The sequence below is a fragment of the Nonomuraea mangrovi genome, assembly GCF_042681425.1.
Classification (GTDB): Bacteria; Actinomycetota; Actinomycetes; order Streptosporangiales; family Streptosporangiaceae; genus Nonomuraea; species Nonomuraea mangrovi.
Genome location: NZ_JBHUFV010000082.1, coordinates 1 through 15,991, shown reverse-complemented (window position 1 = coordinate 15,991; position 15,991 = coordinate 1). Strand labels below are relative to the sequence as shown.

Annotated in this window: 20 protein-coding genes and 1 tRNA gene; 12 read left to right on the top strand and 9 right to left on the bottom strand. The window is 71.6% G+C overall.

The genetic code is table 11. The features are described from left to right. Positions 1–32 precede the first annotated feature (32 nt). Positions 33–797, top strand: coding sequence for an SDR family oxidoreductase (locus tag ACFSKW_RS48645; RefSeq protein WP_379581570.1), 765 nt, complete (start codon positions 33–35; stop codon positions 795–797). Here ACFSKW_RS48645 and ACFSKW_RS48640 read toward each other — a convergent pair. The 4 genes from ACFSKW_RS48640 to ACFSKW_RS48625 all read right to left on the bottom strand — a co-directional run bounded on the left by ACFSKW_RS48640 (position 779) and on the right by ACFSKW_RS48625 (position 5,062). Then, on the bottom strand, positions 779–1,153 hold the full coding sequence (locus ACFSKW_RS48640) for a hypothetical protein (protein WP_379581568.1): 375 nt from the start codon (positions 1,151–1,153) through the stop codon (positions 779–781). The genes ACFSKW_RS48645 and ACFSKW_RS48640 overlap by 19 nt on opposite strands. 142 nt (positions 1,154–1,295) lie before the next feature. Continuing rightward, on the bottom strand, positions 1,296–2,669 hold the full coding sequence (locus ACFSKW_RS48635; RefSeq protein ID WP_379581566.1) for a Dyp-type peroxidase: 1,374 nt from the start codon (positions 2,667–2,669) through the stop codon (positions 1,296–1,298). 112 nt (positions 2,670–2,781) lie between these two features. Beyond that, complete coding sequence (locus ACFSKW_RS48630; RefSeq protein WP_379581564.1) at positions 2,782–4,017, bottom strand: phosphoribosyltransferase family protein; 1,236 nt, start codon at positions 4,015–4,017, stop codon at positions 2,782–2,784. Between the two features lie 55 nt (positions 4,018–4,072). Beyond that, entirely contained in the window at positions 4,073–5,062 is a 990-nt protein-coding gene (locus tag ACFSKW_RS48625) for a serine hydrolase domain-containing protein (RefSeq protein ID WP_379581562.1), read from the bottom strand. A 159-nt stretch (positions 5,063–5,221) separates the two neighbouring features. On the opposite strand from ACFSKW_RS48625, the gene ACFSKW_RS48620 reads away from it, so the two are divergent. After that, positions 5,222–5,602, top strand: coding sequence for a hypothetical protein (locus tag ACFSKW_RS48620; protein WP_379581560.1), 381 nt, complete (start codon positions 5,222–5,224; stop codon positions 5,600–5,602). Here the strand turns inward: ACFSKW_RS48620 and ACFSKW_RS48615 are convergent. Both ACFSKW_RS48615 and ACFSKW_RS48610 read right to left on the bottom strand, forming a co-directional pair. Further along, entirely contained in the window at positions 5,578–6,072 is a 495-nt protein-coding gene (locus ACFSKW_RS48615; RefSeq protein WP_379581558.1) for a 2-thiouracil desulfurase family protein, read from the bottom strand. The two genes, ACFSKW_RS48620 and ACFSKW_RS48615, sit on opposite strands and share 25 nt — an antisense overlap. 4 nt (positions 6,073–6,076) lie before the next feature. After that, positions 6,077–7,348, bottom strand: coding sequence for an MFS transporter (locus ACFSKW_RS48610; protein WP_379581556.1), 1,272 nt, complete (start codon positions 7,346–7,348; stop codon positions 6,077–6,079). A 63-nt stretch (positions 7,349–7,411) separates the two neighbouring features. Between ACFSKW_RS48610 and ACFSKW_RS48605 the strand changes: the two genes are divergently transcribed. From ACFSKW_RS48605 to ACFSKW_RS48565, 9 genes are all read left to right on the top strand, one after another. Beyond that, positions 7,412–8,062 (top strand): TetR/AcrR family transcriptional regulator C-terminal domain-containing protein, encoded by a 651-nt coding sequence (locus ACFSKW_RS48605; RefSeq protein WP_379581554.1) that lies wholly within the window; start codon positions 7,412–7,414, stop codon positions 8,060–8,062. 11 nt (positions 8,063–8,073) lie between these two features. Continuing rightward, positions 8,074–8,436, top strand: coding sequence for a hypothetical protein (locus ACFSKW_RS48600; RefSeq protein ID WP_379581552.1), 363 nt, complete (start codon positions 8,074–8,076; stop codon positions 8,434–8,436). Further along, a complete protein-coding gene (locus ACFSKW_RS48595) occupies positions 8,433–8,816 on the top strand; it encodes a hypothetical protein (protein WP_379581550.1) in 384 nt (127 codons plus the stop codon). Before ACFSKW_RS48600 ends, ACFSKW_RS48595 begins: the two co-directional genes overlap by 4 nt. Before the next feature lie 31 nt (positions 8,817–8,847). Continuing rightward, complete coding sequence (locus ACFSKW_RS48590; RefSeq protein ID WP_379581548.1) at positions 8,848–9,474, top strand: SRPBCC family protein; 627 nt, start codon at positions 8,848–8,850, stop codon at positions 9,472–9,474. A gap of 424 nt (positions 9,475–9,898) precedes the next feature. Then, positions 9,899–11,158, top strand: a complete 1,260-nt coding sequence (locus ACFSKW_RS48585) for a CynX/NimT family MFS transporter (protein ID WP_379581546.1) — start codon at positions 9,899–9,901, stop codon at positions 11,156–11,158. Further along, positions 11,155–11,991: an alanyl-tRNA editing protein gene (locus tag ACFSKW_RS48580; protein ID WP_379581544.1), complete on the top strand. Its 837-nt coding sequence runs from the start codon at positions 11,155–11,157 to the stop codon at positions 11,989–11,991. The genes ACFSKW_RS48585 and ACFSKW_RS48580 overlap by 4 nt, the downstream gene beginning before the upstream one ends. A 38-nt stretch (positions 11,992–12,029) precedes the next feature. Continuing rightward, positions 12,030–13,205 (top strand): amidohydrolase, encoded by a 1,176-nt coding sequence (locus ACFSKW_RS48575; protein ID WP_379581542.1) that lies wholly within the window; start codon positions 12,030–12,032, stop codon positions 13,203–13,205. A gap of 83 nt (positions 13,206–13,288) precedes the next feature. Continuing rightward, a complete protein-coding gene (locus ACFSKW_RS48570) occupies positions 13,289–13,504 on the top strand; it encodes a helix-turn-helix domain-containing protein (protein ID WP_379581540.1) in 216 nt (71 codons plus the stop codon). A gap of 2 nt (positions 13,505–13,506) precedes the next feature. Beyond that, entirely contained in the window at positions 13,507–14,037 is a 531-nt protein-coding gene (locus tag ACFSKW_RS48565) for a Clp protease N-terminal domain-containing protein (RefSeq protein ID WP_379581538.1), read from the top strand. A gap of 168 nt (positions 14,038–14,205) precedes the next feature. Here the strand turns inward: ACFSKW_RS48565 and sigJ are convergent, their stop codons facing one another. Continuing rightward, a complete protein-coding gene (gene sigJ, locus ACFSKW_RS48560; protein ID WP_379581536.1) occupies positions 14,206–15,105 on the bottom strand; it encodes an RNA polymerase sigma factor SigJ in 900 nt (299 codons plus the stop codon). 69 nt (positions 15,106–15,174) lie between these two features. Between sigJ and ACFSKW_RS48555 the strand changes: the two genes are divergently transcribed. After that, positions 15,175–15,247: transfer RNA gene (locus ACFSKW_RS48555), tRNA-Ala, on the top strand. Here the strand turns inward: ACFSKW_RS48555 and ACFSKW_RS48550 are convergent. Both ACFSKW_RS48550 and ACFSKW_RS48545 read right to left on the bottom strand, forming a co-directional pair. Beyond that, complete coding sequence (locus ACFSKW_RS48550) at positions 15,239–15,526, bottom strand: hypothetical protein (protein WP_379581534.1); 288 nt, start codon at positions 15,524–15,526, stop codon at positions 15,239–15,241. The genes ACFSKW_RS48555 and ACFSKW_RS48550 overlap by 9 nt on opposite strands. A 68-nt stretch (positions 15,527–15,594) precedes the next feature. Further along, the coding region (locus ACFSKW_RS48545) for a sigma-70 family RNA polymerase sigma factor family protein (protein ID WP_465264728.1) at positions 15,595–15,991 on the bottom strand (397 nt) is incomplete at its 5' end.

Genomic DNA, 15,991 nt, shown 5'->3' with positions numbered 1-15,991 from the left:
ACAGATCGCGATACCGATCCGTCTTTCCGCACATGACACGAATTCTGGTGACGGGTGCCAGCGGCAGGCTGGGCAGGGCGACGGTACGGCGGCTGGCCGAAGCGGGCCACGAGGTGCGGGCCACGAGCCGCAGGGCCGGGCAGACGGGCGGAGGGGTGGCCGAGTGGGTCGTGGCCGACCTGGTCACGGGCGCGGGCGTCGAGGAGGCGGTTGAAGGGGCGGCGGCGGTGCTGCACCTGGCGTCCGCGCCGTACAAGGGCAGGTACACCGAGAAGGTCGAGGTCGACGGCACCCGGCGGCTGATCGCGGCGGCGGCGGAGGCCGGGGTGGGACACCTGGTCTACGTCTCGATCGTGGGCGCGGACAAGGTTCCGTGGGGCTACTACAGAAGCAAGGTCAGGGCCGAGCGGATCGTCGGGGCCGGCGTCGTGCCGTACTCGATCGTGCGGGCGACGCAGTTCCACGAGTTCGCCGACGAGATTTTCACCAGGCTGCCCGTGCTGCCGGTGGACGCGGGCATCAGGGCGCAGCCCGTCGACGTGCGGGACCTGGCAGGACACCTGGCCGAGCGGATCGCGCTCGGCCCCTCGTCGGGGATCGGGGAGTTCGGTGGCCCCGAGGTGCTCACGATGGCCGAGCTGGTCGGGCGGTGGCGCGCCGCGCGCGGGGCGCGCAGGCCGGTGCTGCGGATGCGGGTGCCGGGGGAGTTGGGACGCGCCTTCAGAGCCGGGCACCTGACGACGCGGGCCGAGCCGCGCGGGCGGATCGGGTGGCGGGACTACCTGGAGGGCCACTGACCGGGCGGCGGCGGCTGCTGCCAGCCCTGCGGAGCCTGAGGGTACTGCGGGGCCTGCGGGGGGTTGCGGCGGGCGACCACGCCTCCGATGAGGAAGCCGGTGCCGACCAGGTCGACCACCACGAACACGAACCCGACGACGGCGTTGACCACCCCGAAGATCGCGAAGCCGCCCGACTGGACGATCGAGGGCAGGATGACCTGCCAGGCGCCCTGCAGTATCGCGCCCAGCAGCAGCACGATGCAGCCGACCATGCCGAAGGTCGCGGCTCTTCCGTGCTCGGCGCGGGCGCGGGCGGTCAACACGATGCCCAGGACCAGGAGGATCACCATCGGGATGATGAACAGAAGTCCCATGAAATCGGCGCCTATGCTCATAAGCCGTGGATGCTACGGCATCGGGCACGGCTCGCGCAGGACCCCTCGGCGGCGCCGACCGCCGGGAGCACGGCGGGCACGAGGGTCCGTGCTCCCTGCGGGCCGTGCTCCCGGCGGATCGTCAGAGGGCGCGCAGGTAGGCCAGGGAGGGCATGAAGAAGTACTCCCCGCCCAGCATCGTCACGGTCTGCTGGATCTGGGTCTGCGGGGGTGACATCTCAGGCTTGCCCCAGGCCTTGGGGAAGCTCACCTTGATGTCCCTGACCCCCTGCCCGATCACCGGGTCGTGCCCGGTGGCGGGGTTGAGGAAGTCGGGGTTGTTCGCCCAGTCGCGCTGGGTGAACTCGAACTGGTTCTCCAGGCTCGAGTTGAACGCCATGAACAGCAGCCCCACGCCCGCGCTCGGCCTGGTGCCCGGCGCGGCGTCGTCCCACGGCTGGTCGGAGCGCTCGCCGTACGTCTGGCCGCGCCGGGCCATGAGCACGTTCCTGATGCCGTCGAAGCGGGGGTTGGTCTTGCGGATGTGCCCGCTGAACGGGCACTTGTCGCCTGGGTCGGCGTCGAAGGTGAAGTCGTTGGCGACGGGGCCGCCGCCCGCCCTCGCCTTCGATGTGACGGGCGTGCCGTCCTTGAAGCGGCCGACGAGCATCGCGCCCGCCCTGTCGCGGTCGGCGCCGGTCAGTCCGAGGGCGTCGGCGAGGTCCTGCTCGATCTCCTTGAACGCCCTGACGTTCTGCTCCAGCTTGCGGAAGACGAAGTAGCTGCCGAAGTGCCGGTCGGCGTTGGGCGCGAAGGGGTCGGCGACCAGCACGTTGCCCAGCGGGAAGGCCGGGTTCCAGTGCCGGCGCGGCTCCTTGTCGACCTCGTCGGCGACGAACAGCGGCTGGCTGCGGCCGTCGACGTAGCCGAAGTGCTCGATGCCGTCGCCCGCCGGGTTGCGCATGCCCTTGCCCGTCTCCTCGCCGAGCACGCGGGCGGTGCCCGGCAGCAGCTTGAGGATCTCCCCCCGCAGCTTGGCGACGGGTTCGGGGCTCGCGTCGCCGATGAGGACGACGGCGTGGATCTCGCGCTGGTAGGTCGCCTCCCATTCGGGCACGGCGGGGTCGTTGATCTCGGCTACCCTGCGCTTCATGCCGTCGCGGAAGGTGCGGTCGCCGAACCTGCGCAGGTCCTCGACGCTGTGACCGAGGTCGCGGTAGCCGGCCTTGCTGATGCCGAGCCCCACGTACGGCGTGCCGGGCTTCCTGTCCTCGGCGAAGCCCCTGACCTCTTCGAGGTGCTTGCGCGCGGACTTCATGTGCCTGGTGGCAATTGTCCGCAGAAAGCGCTTCCCATCTGAAATGTCATTAAATCGGATGAAAAGTAGAGAAAGGTGCTCGCGGACGTGAGCGCGCAGAATGTTCGGCTGGAGATTGTCGAGCATCTCCTTGGTGTCCGCGTCGAGCGTGGCCGAATCCCAGGCCAGGGGTCGTGCGTTGTCGAGGTCGACAGGCATGCGTCGATTCCCTTCCCCGTAGCGATGTGTCGCCGGGCCCCCAAGTCCGGTGTGAACTGTTTGACTGAGGAATGCGGGAAAAGGTTCCGGTTTTTCGTGGCGGAATGAGAACTCACCGGTTGAGGTGCCGCACGAACCACGCGCTGGCCAGCTCCGCCACCACCTGCAGCGTGCCCGGCTCCTCGAACAGGTGAGTCGCGCCCGGCACGATCTCCAGCTTGTTCGGGCAGTGGAGCCGCTGCTGCGCCGCGCGGTTCAGGCCCAGCACCTGCTGGTCGCGCTCGCCCACGATCAGCAGCGTCGGCGCGGTGACCTCCGGCAGGCGCGGGCCCGCCAGATCGGGGCGCCCTCCGCGCGAGACGACGGCGGCGATCTCGTCGCCCAGCTCGGCGGCGGCCAGCAGCGCCGCCGCCGCGCCCGTGCTGGCGCCGAAGTAGCCGATCCGCGCCGCCGGCATCCGCTCGCGCACCCACGCCGTGCCTCTGAGGAGCCGCTCGGCGAGGAGCGGGATGTCGAAGACGTCCTCGCCCTCGCGGGTCAGGTCGAACAGCAGCGTGCCCAGCCGCGCGTGGTTGAGCGTGGCCGCGACCCGCTGGTTGCGCGGGCTGTGCCTGCCGCTGCCGCTGCCGTGCGCGAACACCACGATCCCGCCGGCGCCCTGTGGCACGGTCAGCTCCACCTCGCCCTCGAAGGCGTCGGTGTCCGACACCGTCTCGTGCGGGGCGGCCACGGCCGCCCTGTCCAGCAGGGCGATGACCTCGTCGTCGCTCACCTGGCCGAAGTCGTCGTACCACTCCGAGATGGACCGCAGCCCCTGCGGCTCGCTCAGGCAGACGACCTCGTCGGCGTCGGGCAGCGCCGTGCCCGGCGCGCGCACCGGCGACGCCACGACCACCTTCGCCGCCCTGTGCGCTCTGGCCACCCCGCACGCCGCCCTCGTCGTCGCGCCGGTGGCGATCCCGTCGTCCACCACGATGACGGTACGGCCGGCCAGCGGAACCCTGGCCCGCCCCGTCCTGATGCGCGCCGCTAGCTCCTCGATGGCGGCCCGCTCCCGTTCGGCCACCCTCGCGGCCTCCTCGGACGTCACGCCGGCCGCCCGCATCACGGACTCGTCCAGCACACGCACGCCGTCCTCGCCCAGGGCGCCGAACCCCAGCTCGGGTCTGCCCGGCACGCCCAGCTTGCGCACGAGCGCGACGTCCAGCGGCGCGTCGAGCGCCTTGGCGACCTCGAAGGCGACCGGCACCCCACCGCGCGTCAGTCCCAGCACGACGGGATTCTCCCTCGCCAGGTGCCGCAGCTGCGCGGCGAGTCGCCGCCCCGCGTCCGCGCGATCGATGAACATGTCTTGGAGCTTCCCCGCCGCCCGGGTTTGACACCGAGCACCCTGGTGGCGCGGGTCAAACCTGGGATCTCGCCCGCAACAGCTCGTCCAGGACGGCCTGCGGGGTCTCCCAGGCGTCAGGGGAGTCGTAGCGGCCCGCGGTGATGACCACGACCAGGCCGAGATCGGGGTAGACGACCAGCCGCTGGCCCCCGTTGCCGTTGCCCGCGGCGAACGGCGGCCGTCCCGTGCCCAGCCACCACTGGTAGCCGTAGGCGGCGCCCTCGTCGATCTCCACGTGCGGGCGCAGGGCCCTGTCGAGCCACGACGAGGGGACGACACCCGCTCCGCCGTCGAGGACGGCCCGCCCGATCCTGGCCAGGTCACGCGGCGTCAGCCGCAGGCCCGACGCCGCTGAGTGCACCCCGTCGTCGCCCGCCAGCCACTCGAAGGAGCCGATGCCGAGCGGCTCGAACAGCCGCTTGCGCGCGAAGTCCGGCAGGGGCTCGCCGGCGCCCTTTACGATGAGCCTGGCCACGATCGCCGACGCGCCGCCGCAGTAGTGCCACCGTCGTCCAGGCTCCTCCACGATCGGCCGCTCCAGCACGAAGCGGTGCCTGTCGGGCGCGAGCTCCATCGCGATCTCGCTGTTCTCCGGCGTCGTGTACGGCAGGTCCTCACGCCACTCGACGCCGAGGGTCATCGTCAGCGCGTGCTCGACCGTCAACGCCGCCCTGCGCGTGTCGGCGGCCAGGTCGGGGTACTCGGGGAAGTGCGCCAGCAGCGGCTCCTGCGGCGCGGGCACCAGGCCGTCGGCCAGGGCGATGCCGTACAGGAGGCTGACGACGCTCTTGGTCACCGACCTGAGGTCGTGCAGCGTGCCGGGACCGAAGGAGACCACCCCGTGGGAGACGCCCCACGACTGGTCCTCGCCCTCGCCGTACCGCTCGAACAGCAGCCTGCCGTCCTTGAGCACCACGAACCCGTGCAGATCGCCGAACCTGGCCGCCAGCCGCTCCTCCAGGTCGGGTGCGAAACCGGCTTCGCCGGGCGTGATGCGCTTCATGGGCTCCATGTCCTCAGAGGTAGCGCCTGACACGGTGTCAGGGTCAAGCCGGCCATGGTAGCGGGAGGAACCCGCCCCCTATCGGTACGCCCTGCGGTGTAGCCGCGATGCCCACGCCCGGGGGATTCCGCCGGGCCGCCGGATTGCCAGCGTGGGGCTGTGAACACTCTCAGGAACAGCCTCGCCGTGCTCGCCGTCGTCTACGCCGTCAGCTTCTACCTCGGCGCCGTCCTGCACGCGGGCATCGCCATCGGCCCCGTCACCGAGCCGGTGGTCCCGCCCGCCGTCGTCGTCGAGACCGTCTGCGGCACCGCGCTGCTCGCCGGCGCGTACGGCGCGCTCGCCGGCAGGCCGTGGGCGTGGACGGGCCTGCAGCTCGGCCACGCCGTCGCGCTGGGCGGCGTGCTGCTCGGCGTCGTCGCCATCACGTTCGCGGGAGGGGAGTCCACGCCGCTGAACGACTGGTACCACCGGATCATCGCGACCCTGCTCGTGCTGGGCCTGGCAGGGTCGCTCTACGCCTCGAGAGCGCGCAGGTAGTCGCCCGCCTCGGCGATGTGTTCCTCGGTGAAGACCTTGATGCCGTGCAGCTCCAGCAGGCTGGTGGTGACCCCCTGGCCCGGCAGCCTGCGACCGCGGAAGGTGCCGTCGTAGATGGCCAGCGCGCCGCAGGAGGGACTGCCCTCCTTGAGGATCGCCATCTTGATGTCGAAGGAGCCCGCCACCGCGAGCGCGGCCTGCGCTCCGGCGAGGAAGGCGCCCGTGACGTCCTGGCCGTCGGTGGCCAGCACACGGGCGGCTCCCGCCAGGACGGCGGCTCCGCCCGCCCCGCCTTCGATCTCGGCGGCCGGGCGCGGCGTCGGCAGCCCGCCTTCGACCTCGGGGCAGAAGGGCACCAGCCTGCCCTCCTCGCGCCACTCGGCGAGCAGGGCGTCCGTGCTGGTCTTGGCGCCGCCGTCGTAACGGACGCGGCGACCCATCAGGCAGGCGCTGACCAGAATGCGTTCCACTCCATCAATCGTATGCGCGGGCCCGCGGCAGCAGCAGCACGGGTGCCAGCGCGATCGCGACGAGGGCCAGCGCGCTCCAGAACGTCACCGTGAACGTGGCCGCCTGCAGCACGGCCGTCAGCCCGGCCACGCCGAACGGCCCCGCCGCCCGCACCGCGATGCTCATGAGCGTGGTGGCCGAGGGGATCGCGCCCTGGTCCAGGGTGCGATAGGCGGCGGCGGACAGCGACGGCGCCACCATGCCGTGGCCCAGGCCCAGCACGAACATCGCGACGTACGGTGCGTCGGACACGACGAGGATCACGATGCCCAGCGCCGCGAGGAGGATGCCCGCCGTGCCGACGCCTCGAGGGCCCGTGCGATCGGTCAGCCTGCCGGCCGGCGCCATCGTGAGGGCGGCCCCCGCTCCCATCGGCGCGAGCAGCAGGCCCGCGTCGAGGGCGTCGCCACCCCTGGCGAGCTGGGCGTAGAGCGGGACGAGCACCGTCACGCCGAGCACCGCCGCCGAGTAGCACACCAGCGCGACCACGGCGGAGCTGAAGGTCCTGTCGGCGAACAGGCGCAGGTCGAGCAGCGGCTGCGCGGTCCTGACCGCGCGCACGGCGAAGCAGGCCATGAGTGCCGCGCCCGCGACCGCGGGCGGCCCGCCGTACATCAGGAGGGCCAGCCCCGGTGACAGCAGCGCCAGGCCGGTCGCGTCCAGCCGTGCCCTGGGGCCGGGCGCGGGGGAGCGGGGCAGCAGCGTCAGCGCGGCGACCAGGGCGGCGGCACTGATCGGCAGGTTGACCAGGAACATCCAGCGCCAGTCGAGCGCGTCCACGATCACGCCGCCCAGCAACGGCCCCAACACGGGCGCGAGCATCGAGGGGATCGAGATCCAGGCCATCGCGGTGCCCATGCGCTCCTTTCCCGCCGCCATGGCCAGCATGCTCTGGCCGACCGGCATGAGCAGCCCGCCGCCCAGGCCCTGGATCACGCGGAAGGCGATGAGGCTGCCCACCGACCAGGAGGCGGCGCACAGCGCGGACCCTCCGGCGAACAGCACGAGCGAGACGAGCCAGACGGCGCGGGCACCGAAGCGGCCGATCGCCCACGCGGTGATGGGAACGGTCAGGGACAGGGCCAGCAGGTAGGCGGTGACGACCCACTGGATGGTGGTGAGCGAGGTGTCGTAGTCGCGGGCCAGCGCGGTCAGAGCGACGTTGACGATCGTGCTGTCGAGCATCGTCATGATCACGCCGAGGAGGACGACGAGAGACGTACGACGTAGCGTCATCCGTACACTGTAGCGCATCGTCCGTACAGTGTAGCGGTTTGGCGTACGCCGTATGCTGGCCTGGTGAACGTCTGGTCCCGCCCCGAAGCCCCGCGCCGCCCCGCGCTCTCCCGCGAGGCGATCGTGGCCGCCGCCATCGCCATCGCCGACGTCGAGGGGCTGGCCGCCGTCTCCATCCGCCGCGTGGCCGCCGAACTCGGCGCCAGGGCGATGAGCCTGTACACCTACATCGAGCGCAAGGAGGACCTGTTCGACCTGATGGCCGACCAGGTCAGCGCCGAAGTGCTGGTCGACGAGCCGCTCCCGGCCGGCTGGCGCGAGGCGCTGCTCGCGATCGCCCGCAAGGAGCTGGAGGCGGTCACCAGGCACCCCTGGCGGGTGGACCTCGTCGCCCAGCGCGTCAACGTCGGCCCGAACGGGCTGCGTCACCTGGAGCAGTCCCTCGCCGCGCTGGACGGCCTCGAGATCGACAGGACGGTCGCGTTGCGCATCCTCGCGGCCGTCGACGACTACGTCCTCGGCCACATCGTCCGCACCTCGCCGCGCATGGGTGTCGCGGGTGGCGACCGGCAGCCTCACCTGCCCGACCTCTTGGCCACGGGCGAGTTCCCCCGCCTGAGCGAGGCCATGAAGGCGGAGCCGGACGCGGCCGGTTTCGAGCAGGGGCTCGGCTGGCTGCTGGACGGTATCGAGACCGGCCTGGGCGCGCGGTAGCCTGTCCCGCGATGAACACCACCCTGGCGACCTGCGTGATCGTCGCCGCCCTGCTGCTGGCCCTGGTGAGCCTGATCGTCGCGATCCGCAACCGCGCGATGGGCATGGTCCTGCTGATCGGTTTCGCCGTGCTCGAAGTGGCCGTTCTGGTGCAGGCCGGCGTGGCGCTCGCCGCCGTGGCGGGCGGGCAGGGGCCGGAGGAGAAGGCGACGCTCTTCGGCTACCTCGCCGGCACCGCGCTCATCCCGCCGGCGGGCGTGTTCCTCGCGCTGGCCGAGCGCAGCAGGTGGGGTTCGGCGATCCTGGTCGTCACGGGGTTCGCGATCGCGGTGATGACGGGACGGCTGCTGCAGATCTGGCAGGGCGTCGCATGAGCGACCGCGTCGGCATCGCGAGCGGCCCCGGGCGTGCGCTGCTGGCCCTCTACGGGTTGTTCGCGCTGGCCGCCGGCTCCCGCGCGGCCGTGCAGATCCTGACCAAGTTCGGCGAGGCGCCGCTGGCGTACTCGCTGTCGGCCTTCGCCGCCGCCGTCTACATCCTGCTGACCGTGGCCCTCGCCCGGGGAGCGCGCCGCCTGGCCCTCTGGGCACTCGGCATCGAGCTGGCCGGCGTCCTGGTCATCGGCACGGCGAGCCTGCTCGCGCCCGCCGCCTTCCCGCACGACACGGTCTGGTCCGGTTACGGCAAGGGCTACCTGTTCATTCCCCTTGTCCTCCCGCTCGTCGGCCTCTACTGGTTGCTGCGCAGGCGTTAGCTCCGTCCGCTGACGGGCAGCTCACGAATCCATGAGCACCATCGAACATTCAGTTGACGTCAACGTCCCCGTCCCCGTCGCATACAACCAGTGGACGCAGTTCGAGAGCTTCCCCGAGTTCATGGAGGGTGTGGAGTCGGTCAAACAGCTGACCGACACGCGCACCCAGTGGCTGGTCGACATCGCGGGTGTCACCAGGGAGTTCGAGGCGGAGATCACCGAGCAGCACCCGGACGAGCGGGTCGCCTGGCGCTCGGTCGACCGTCCGCACCAGGCCGGTGTGGTGACCTTCCACCGCCTCGACGACACGACCACCAGGGTCACGCTCCAGATGGAGTACGACCCCGAGGGCTTCGTCGAGACCGTCGGCGACTGGCTGCAGATCGTGCGCGCGCGGGTGCGCGGCGACCTCGACAGGTTCAAGGACTACATCGAGGCACGCGGCGGCGAGACCGGCTCGTGGCGCGGCGACGTGCCGGGCAAGCACCACCGCGGGTCCGGCTCCGGCGCAGGGTACGGCGAGCCGATGCCGCCCGGCACGGTCGGCAACGACTACCCGCCGGAGGTGCCGCTTCCCCCTCCAGGCCCCGGCCCCGTCCCTCCCGCCGGGCGCCGTCCTGGCGAGGAGCCGCCGCCCGCCCCCGGTCCGATCCTCTGACCGCTCGTCGCACGGCATCCCGTTCGGACCGGCCGTCGCCGGTCGACGGGGTCGCCTCCTGTACGGCTTCGCTCTTCGCACGGCGTCGCGCCGTCCGGCGGGCGCGTGGGGCGCCGCGTCACAAGGCCCCCGTGGCGTCCTCACGTGAACGCGCGGACACGCGGACGCGAGAAGGGCCGGGCTTCGCCGTCCGGTCCGTCGAGGAGCGGGTCCCCGAGCCCCCATCCCACCCCCGGGATGGGGGCTCTCTCATGTCCGGCCCACGGGGTGCGGGCTTGGGGAAGCGTCCGTGGACGGCAGACGAACATCCGCCCCACGGTGGGTTTTCTCTCAGGGATCAGGAATAAACGGGTGTTTCACTCCTGTTAGGCTGGTGACTCATCAAGTCATCCCATGATTCAACAACTGGAGGAATTGGTCCCGCATGAGCGTGCTCACCCAAGAGTCCAGAGGCGGCAGAACCGGCTCACTGGCCTGGCTCCTCGTGCTGGGAATCGTCCTCGCGGCGCTCAACCTCCGCACCGCCGTCACCAGCGTCGGCCCCCTGCTCGACCAGCTCGCCGCAGGTCTGGGCATGTCAAGTGTCGGCACGGGACTTCTCACCACCCTACCCGTGCTCGCCTTCGCGACGGTCGGCGCGATCACCCCGACGCTCGCCCGCAGGCTCGGTGAGCACCGCCTGCTGCTGCTGGCGCTGATCACGCTCGGCGTCGGCCTGGTGATCAGGGCGTCGGTCGACTCCGCGCCGGTGTTCCTGGTCAGCAGCGCGGTGGCGCTGTCCGGCGGCGCGGTCGGCAACGTGCTGATCCCCACCCTGATCAAGCGCCACTTCCCCGCCCGCGCGGGGGTCATGACCACCGTCTACACCACCGCGCTCGCGGTGGGCACCATGCTCGCCGCCTCCGCCACCGTCCCGATCGAGCGCGCCACCGACGGCAACTGGCACGTCGCGCTCGGCGTGTGGGCGGCCCTAGCGGTTGTCGCCGCCATTCCGTGGCTTGCGCTGTTGCGCAGTGAGCCGGAGCGGGACAACAGCAGGTCGGAGGCGAGCCCCGGCCGCCTCGTGCGCAGCAAGCTGGCGTGGGCGGTGGCCGTGTACTTCGGCACCCAGTCGATGATCGCCTACATCATGTTCGGCTGGCTCGCCAAGATCCTCACCGACGGCGGCTACACCACGAGTGAGGCCGGGGTCATCCTCGGCGTCTTCACCGCGCTCAGCATCCCCGTCTCGCTGGTGCTGCCCTCGCTGGCCACGCGGTTCCGCGACCAGCGGCCCGTCGTCGCGGGTCTGGTGGGCTTCTACGTGGTCGGTTTCCTCGGCCTGTGGTTCGCGCCGTCGTCGACCGCGTGGGTGTGGGTGCTGTTCGTCGGCATCGGCATGGGCTCCTTCCCGCTGGCGCTGACCATGCTCGCGCTGCGCACCCGCACCGCCTCCGCCACCGCGGCGCTGTCGGCCTTCGGGCAGAGCGTGGGCTACCTGATCGCCGGCGCGGGCCCGCTCCTGGTCGGTGTGCTGTACCAGGCCACCGGCGGCTGGCAGGTGCCGTACCTGATGATGCTCGCCGTCGTCGGCGTCCAGCTGCTCACCGGCTGGTACGCCGGAGGCAACCGCTTCCTGGAGGACGAGGGCGCCCGCCGCCCCGCCAGTGTCGAGCAGGAAAGGGCTGAGAAGATAGCGGTGTGAGATCCACTGTTGTCACTTTCCCAGAAGGCCAGGTCAGCGGGCATTCGGAGATCGTCGGGTCCGTGTCGGTGGGGGTGCGGCACGGCCTCGTCACCGCTCTGACGCCCTTCCACCCGCTCGACCACACCTGGCCCGACCAGCCCGCCGATCTGGGCACGATCGGCGGGCTTCGTGTCGTCGACTGCGTGACGGGCGCCATGTCGGCCGACGGCGAGGTCTTCCTCGGCGAGGACATCCCCGTACGGCGGGGCACGGAGGGCTGGGAGTGGCTGGTCGTGCACGTGACCGACGCGCCTGTCGAGGTCGGGGCCCAGGTCGAGCTCTCGGTCGACGCCGCCTACCGCCGGTCGCTGTCGGCCGGGCACACCGCCTGCCACCTGGCCGCCCTCGCCCTCAACGCCGCGCTTGCGGCGCACTGGCGTAAGGAGGCCAGGCCCGACGCCCTCGGCCACCCCGACTTCGACCAGAGCGCGATCACCTCCTCCAGGATCACGCCGAACGGCAGCCTGGACGAGTACCGGCTCGGCAAGTCGCTGCGCAAGAAGGGCTTCTCCGCCGAGGGGCTCGACCTCGACGTGGTTTCGGCACGCGTCAACGACACGCTCAAGGCATGGGTGGGCGCCGACGCGCCGGTCTGGATCGACGTGCCCGATCCCGGGCTCACCGCCCGGCGCACCTGGCACTGCGCGCTGCCCGAGGGGGAGGTCTCCATCCCGTGCGGTGGCACGCACGTGGAGCGCACCTCCCAGCTCGGCACCGTGACCGTGGCGCTGAACCGGTCGGAGGACGGGAGCGCGCTGACCATGCGCACCAGCGTCGCCCCCGGAGCCTGAGGACACCGTTCCGGACTTAGCGGTATACCATTAATCGCATGACGACCGAGCTGCTGCTGCGCAACGCCAACCTCTGGGGCAAGGGCCTCGCCGACGTACTGATCAGGGACGGGCGCATCGCCAGGACGGGGGCCGGGCTCACGGGCCCGGCCGACGTCGAGGACCTGGGCGGCAAGCTCGTCATCCCCGGCCTCGTCGACGGCCACGCCCATGTCGACAAGACGCTGTGGGGCGGCCCCTGGACGTCCCACAGCTCCGCGCCCGGCCTCATGGGCAAGATCCGTGGTGGCCAGGAGCGCCGACCCGAGCTCGGCATCCCCAGCGCTGACTACATCTCCGCCCTTCTGGAGAACATGATCACGCTCGGCACCACGCACGTCCGCACGCACGTGGACGTCGACACCGTCATGGGCCTCGACGCCGTCGACGCCGTCCGCGAGGCGTTCAAGCGCCACGAGGGCCGCATCACCGGCCAGCTCGTCGCCTTTCCCCAGGCGGGCCTGCTCATCGCGCCCGGCACCGACCGGCTCCTTGAGGAGGCGCTCAGGCAGGGCGTCGACCTGATCGGCGGGCTCGACCCCGCCGGGCTCGAGAACGACGCGACCAAGCACCTCGACGTCGTGTTCGGGCTCGCCGAGAAGTACGGCGTCGGCGTCGACATCCACCTGCACGACCGTGGCTCGCTCGGCGAGTGGCAGTACCGCCTCATCATCGAGCGGACCAGGGCGCTCGGGCTCCACGGCAAGGTCACCGTCAGCCATGGGTTCGCTCTCAGCGACGCGGCGCCGGACGTACGGGCCGAACTGCTCGACGGGCTGGCCTCGGCGGGGATCACCATCGCCTCCATCGCGCCGCCCGGGCGCGCCATGCCGCTGAAGGAATTGGCGGCGGCGGGCGTGGCGATGACGCTGGGCAACGACGGCGTGCGCGACCTGTGGAGCCCGTTCGGCACCGGATGCATGCTCGACCGCGCGCTGCTGCAGGCCCAGCAGACCGGGCCGCTCGACGAGGACATCGAGCTGGCCCTCGACGCGGCGACGTACGGTGGCGCGCGCGTCACCGGGCTCGCCGGCTACGGCCTCGACGTGGGGGACGTCGCCGACCTGGTGGTGGTCGACGCCCGTAACGCCGCCGAGGCGGTCTGCGTCCGGCCCGTCAGGTCGCTGGTGCTGAAGGCGGGCCGCGTCGTCGCCCGCGACGGCGTCCTCGCCTGACGCGCCTCACGGCGAGGCCCGTTACCTTCGGGGATGTCAGCTTGTGTTGACAAGCACCCGCTTGTCAGCACATGCTGACACCTATGAACGTCACCGAACTGGCCGAGGCGGCCGGAGACAGGGACCCCGGCGTGGGGCTCGCCGCGGTGGCGGCGCTTCGCGGCCTGCTGGAGGAACTGGAGGCCGTCCACGTCACCAACGCACGGGCGCAGGGCTGGTCGTGGGAGCAGATCGCCGACGTGCTGGGCGTCAGGCGGCAGTCCGCGCACCGCAAGCACGCCCGCAGGATCGGGAGGTAGCCGTGTTCGCCAGATTCACCGACCCCGCCCGCCGCGCCGTGATGCGCGCGGGACTGCTGTCCATGGACGCGGGCCGTGCCGCACTCGCCCCCGACCTCCTGCTGCTCGGCCTCGCCGAGGAGTGCCCGCTGCCCCACCTGCCCGCCCCCGAGGCGCTCCGCGCCCACCTCGACACCGGCCGCACCCGCGAGCTGCTCGCCGCGATCGGCATCGACGTCGACGAGGTACGGCGGCGCACCCGCCACGGCGTCGACGACCCCGCCCTCTGGAGGCTGCGCCGCTCCCGCGCCAACCCGCTGCGCGTCACGCTGTCGGGCCCGCTCGGCGTGCTGCCGCTGGAGACGCACACGCGGAAGGCGGTCGAGGTGGCCATGTGGAAGCCCGGTCCCGTGACGGGGGAGCGCCTGCTGTGGGGGCTGCTGGCCGACGGGGCCAACGGCATGGCCCGTCTCCTGCACCTGACCGGCGGCGATGTGCCCGCGCTGGTGCGGGTGGCGGGCATCCCCGTCCACCGGCCCCGCCGTACCGCCTAGCCGCGCGCCCCGCCTCCCTGCCTGGCGCCTCCGGTCCTGGCTCGGTGTCCCGGTCCTAAGTCGATGTCCCGGTCCTGGCCCGCGCTCCAGGGCCGGCCCGCGACCTGGTCGGTCTCCGCCCGGTCCAGGCTCCGCGTGAGCGGGGCCAGGACCGGGGAGGACGGGCGCTCACGAGGGCGGGGTGAGGTGCTCCATCTTGTCGGGGTTGGCCATGACGTAGATCGTCTCGATCTTCCCGTCCGAGATCACCAGCGACACCACCGAGATCACCCGGCCCGCGGCGACGCCCAGCATGGCGGGCCCCCCGTTCAGCTCGGTGATCACGAACTCGAGACCCCCGTGCTCCTGCATCCCGATCGACGCCATGAACTTGTCCATCCCCTCCGCCGTCGTGACCGAGGTGAGGAAGCGGACCACGTTCATCTGGCCCGACAGCACCTTCAGCGGCGAGCGAGCCTTGCCGCCGCCGTCGCTGACCAGCGTGACCTCCTGCGACAGCAGCGCGATCAGCCCTTCGAGGTCGCCGCCGGCCGAGGCGTCGATGAACCGCTCGGTGATGTCCCGGCGCGTCGCCCTGTCGGTGTCGAACCTGGGCCGCTTGTCGTTCACATGGTCACGGGCTCGCTTGGCCAGCTGCCTGGTGGCCGCCTCGTTCCTGCCGACGACCTCGGCGATCTCGGAGAACGGCAGGTCGAACGCCTCGCGCAGCACGAACACCGCCCGTTCGAGCGGCGACAGCGTCTCCATCACCACCAGCAGCGCCAACTCCACGGTGTCGGTCAGCTCGGCGCGCTCGGCCGCGTCCGGCGTGGTGCCGAACGGCTCGGGCAGCCACGGCCCGACGTACGACTCGCGCCGCGACCGCGCCCACCGGAGCCGGTCGATGGCCACGCGCGAGGCGACGCGGATGAGGTACGCCTTGGCGTCCTCGACCGTCGCATGGTCCACCCCCGCCCACTTCAGCCACGTCTCCTGGACCACGTCCTCGGCGTCGGCGACGCTCCCCAGGATTCGGTAGGCCACCCCGGTGAGAAGCCTCCGATGCTCTTCGAAAATCTCCGTCGACATGGACAGAGCGTTGCACAGCCGCTGATTCGTGGTGAGCGGCGGATTCGGCTACACTGGCCAACGTCGCAAGGGGCTATAGCGCAGTTGGTAGCGCACCTCCATGGCATGGAGGGGGTCAGGAGTTCGAGTCTCCTTAGCTCCACCCAAGCGGTGTTACTCGACACCCCTCTTCGAGGGCGGTGGCGGGTAACCGAGGTACCAGTAGCGGCGGTGTCAGCGATGACACCGCCGCTCTTGCGTTTCCGGCCCTGGTGACGTGGAGCAGTGGGGCGATCGGGTCGGTGGGGTCGTCGGAGCCGACTCGGGGCGTGTCGTCGGTGTCGAGGTAGAGCCGGTGGAAGAACGCCCGGTTGAGCGGACGGCGGGCCGGGTCGCTTGCGATGCCGTACAGGTCGCGCGGGCTGGTGAGCAGGTCCAGCACGGTTGTCAGGGCAGCGCGGCGTGCGCTGCCGTCGTCTGTCCGGCCCTTGCTTCGGTGGTCCGGTTTGTTCATCGCAGGGTGAGCGGGGTCTCGGATGCGATGCGGGTCAGCTTCCGCGGGTTGCGGACGTAGTAGAGGCCGGTGATGCGGGCGTCCTCGACCTGGATCGTCATGACGCCGTCGATCTCGCCGTTCACGTGGAGGAGGAGTGCCGGGTTGCCGTTGACCACGGTGGGCTCGCCAGTGAGCGCGACCTGGGCCTTGACGATGCCGCCGAGGATGAAGCGGGCCACCTTGCCGGCGCCGGTGATGGGCCGCGGCGCGGCCTGCTTGACGCCGCCGCCGTCGCTGATGAGGACGATCTCGGGGGCGAGCACGTCGAGCAGGCCCTGCAGGTCCCCGGCGTCGAGGGCGCGCTGGAACGACTCCAGGGCCGCCCGGGTCTGGCCGGAGGAGACCGTCTCG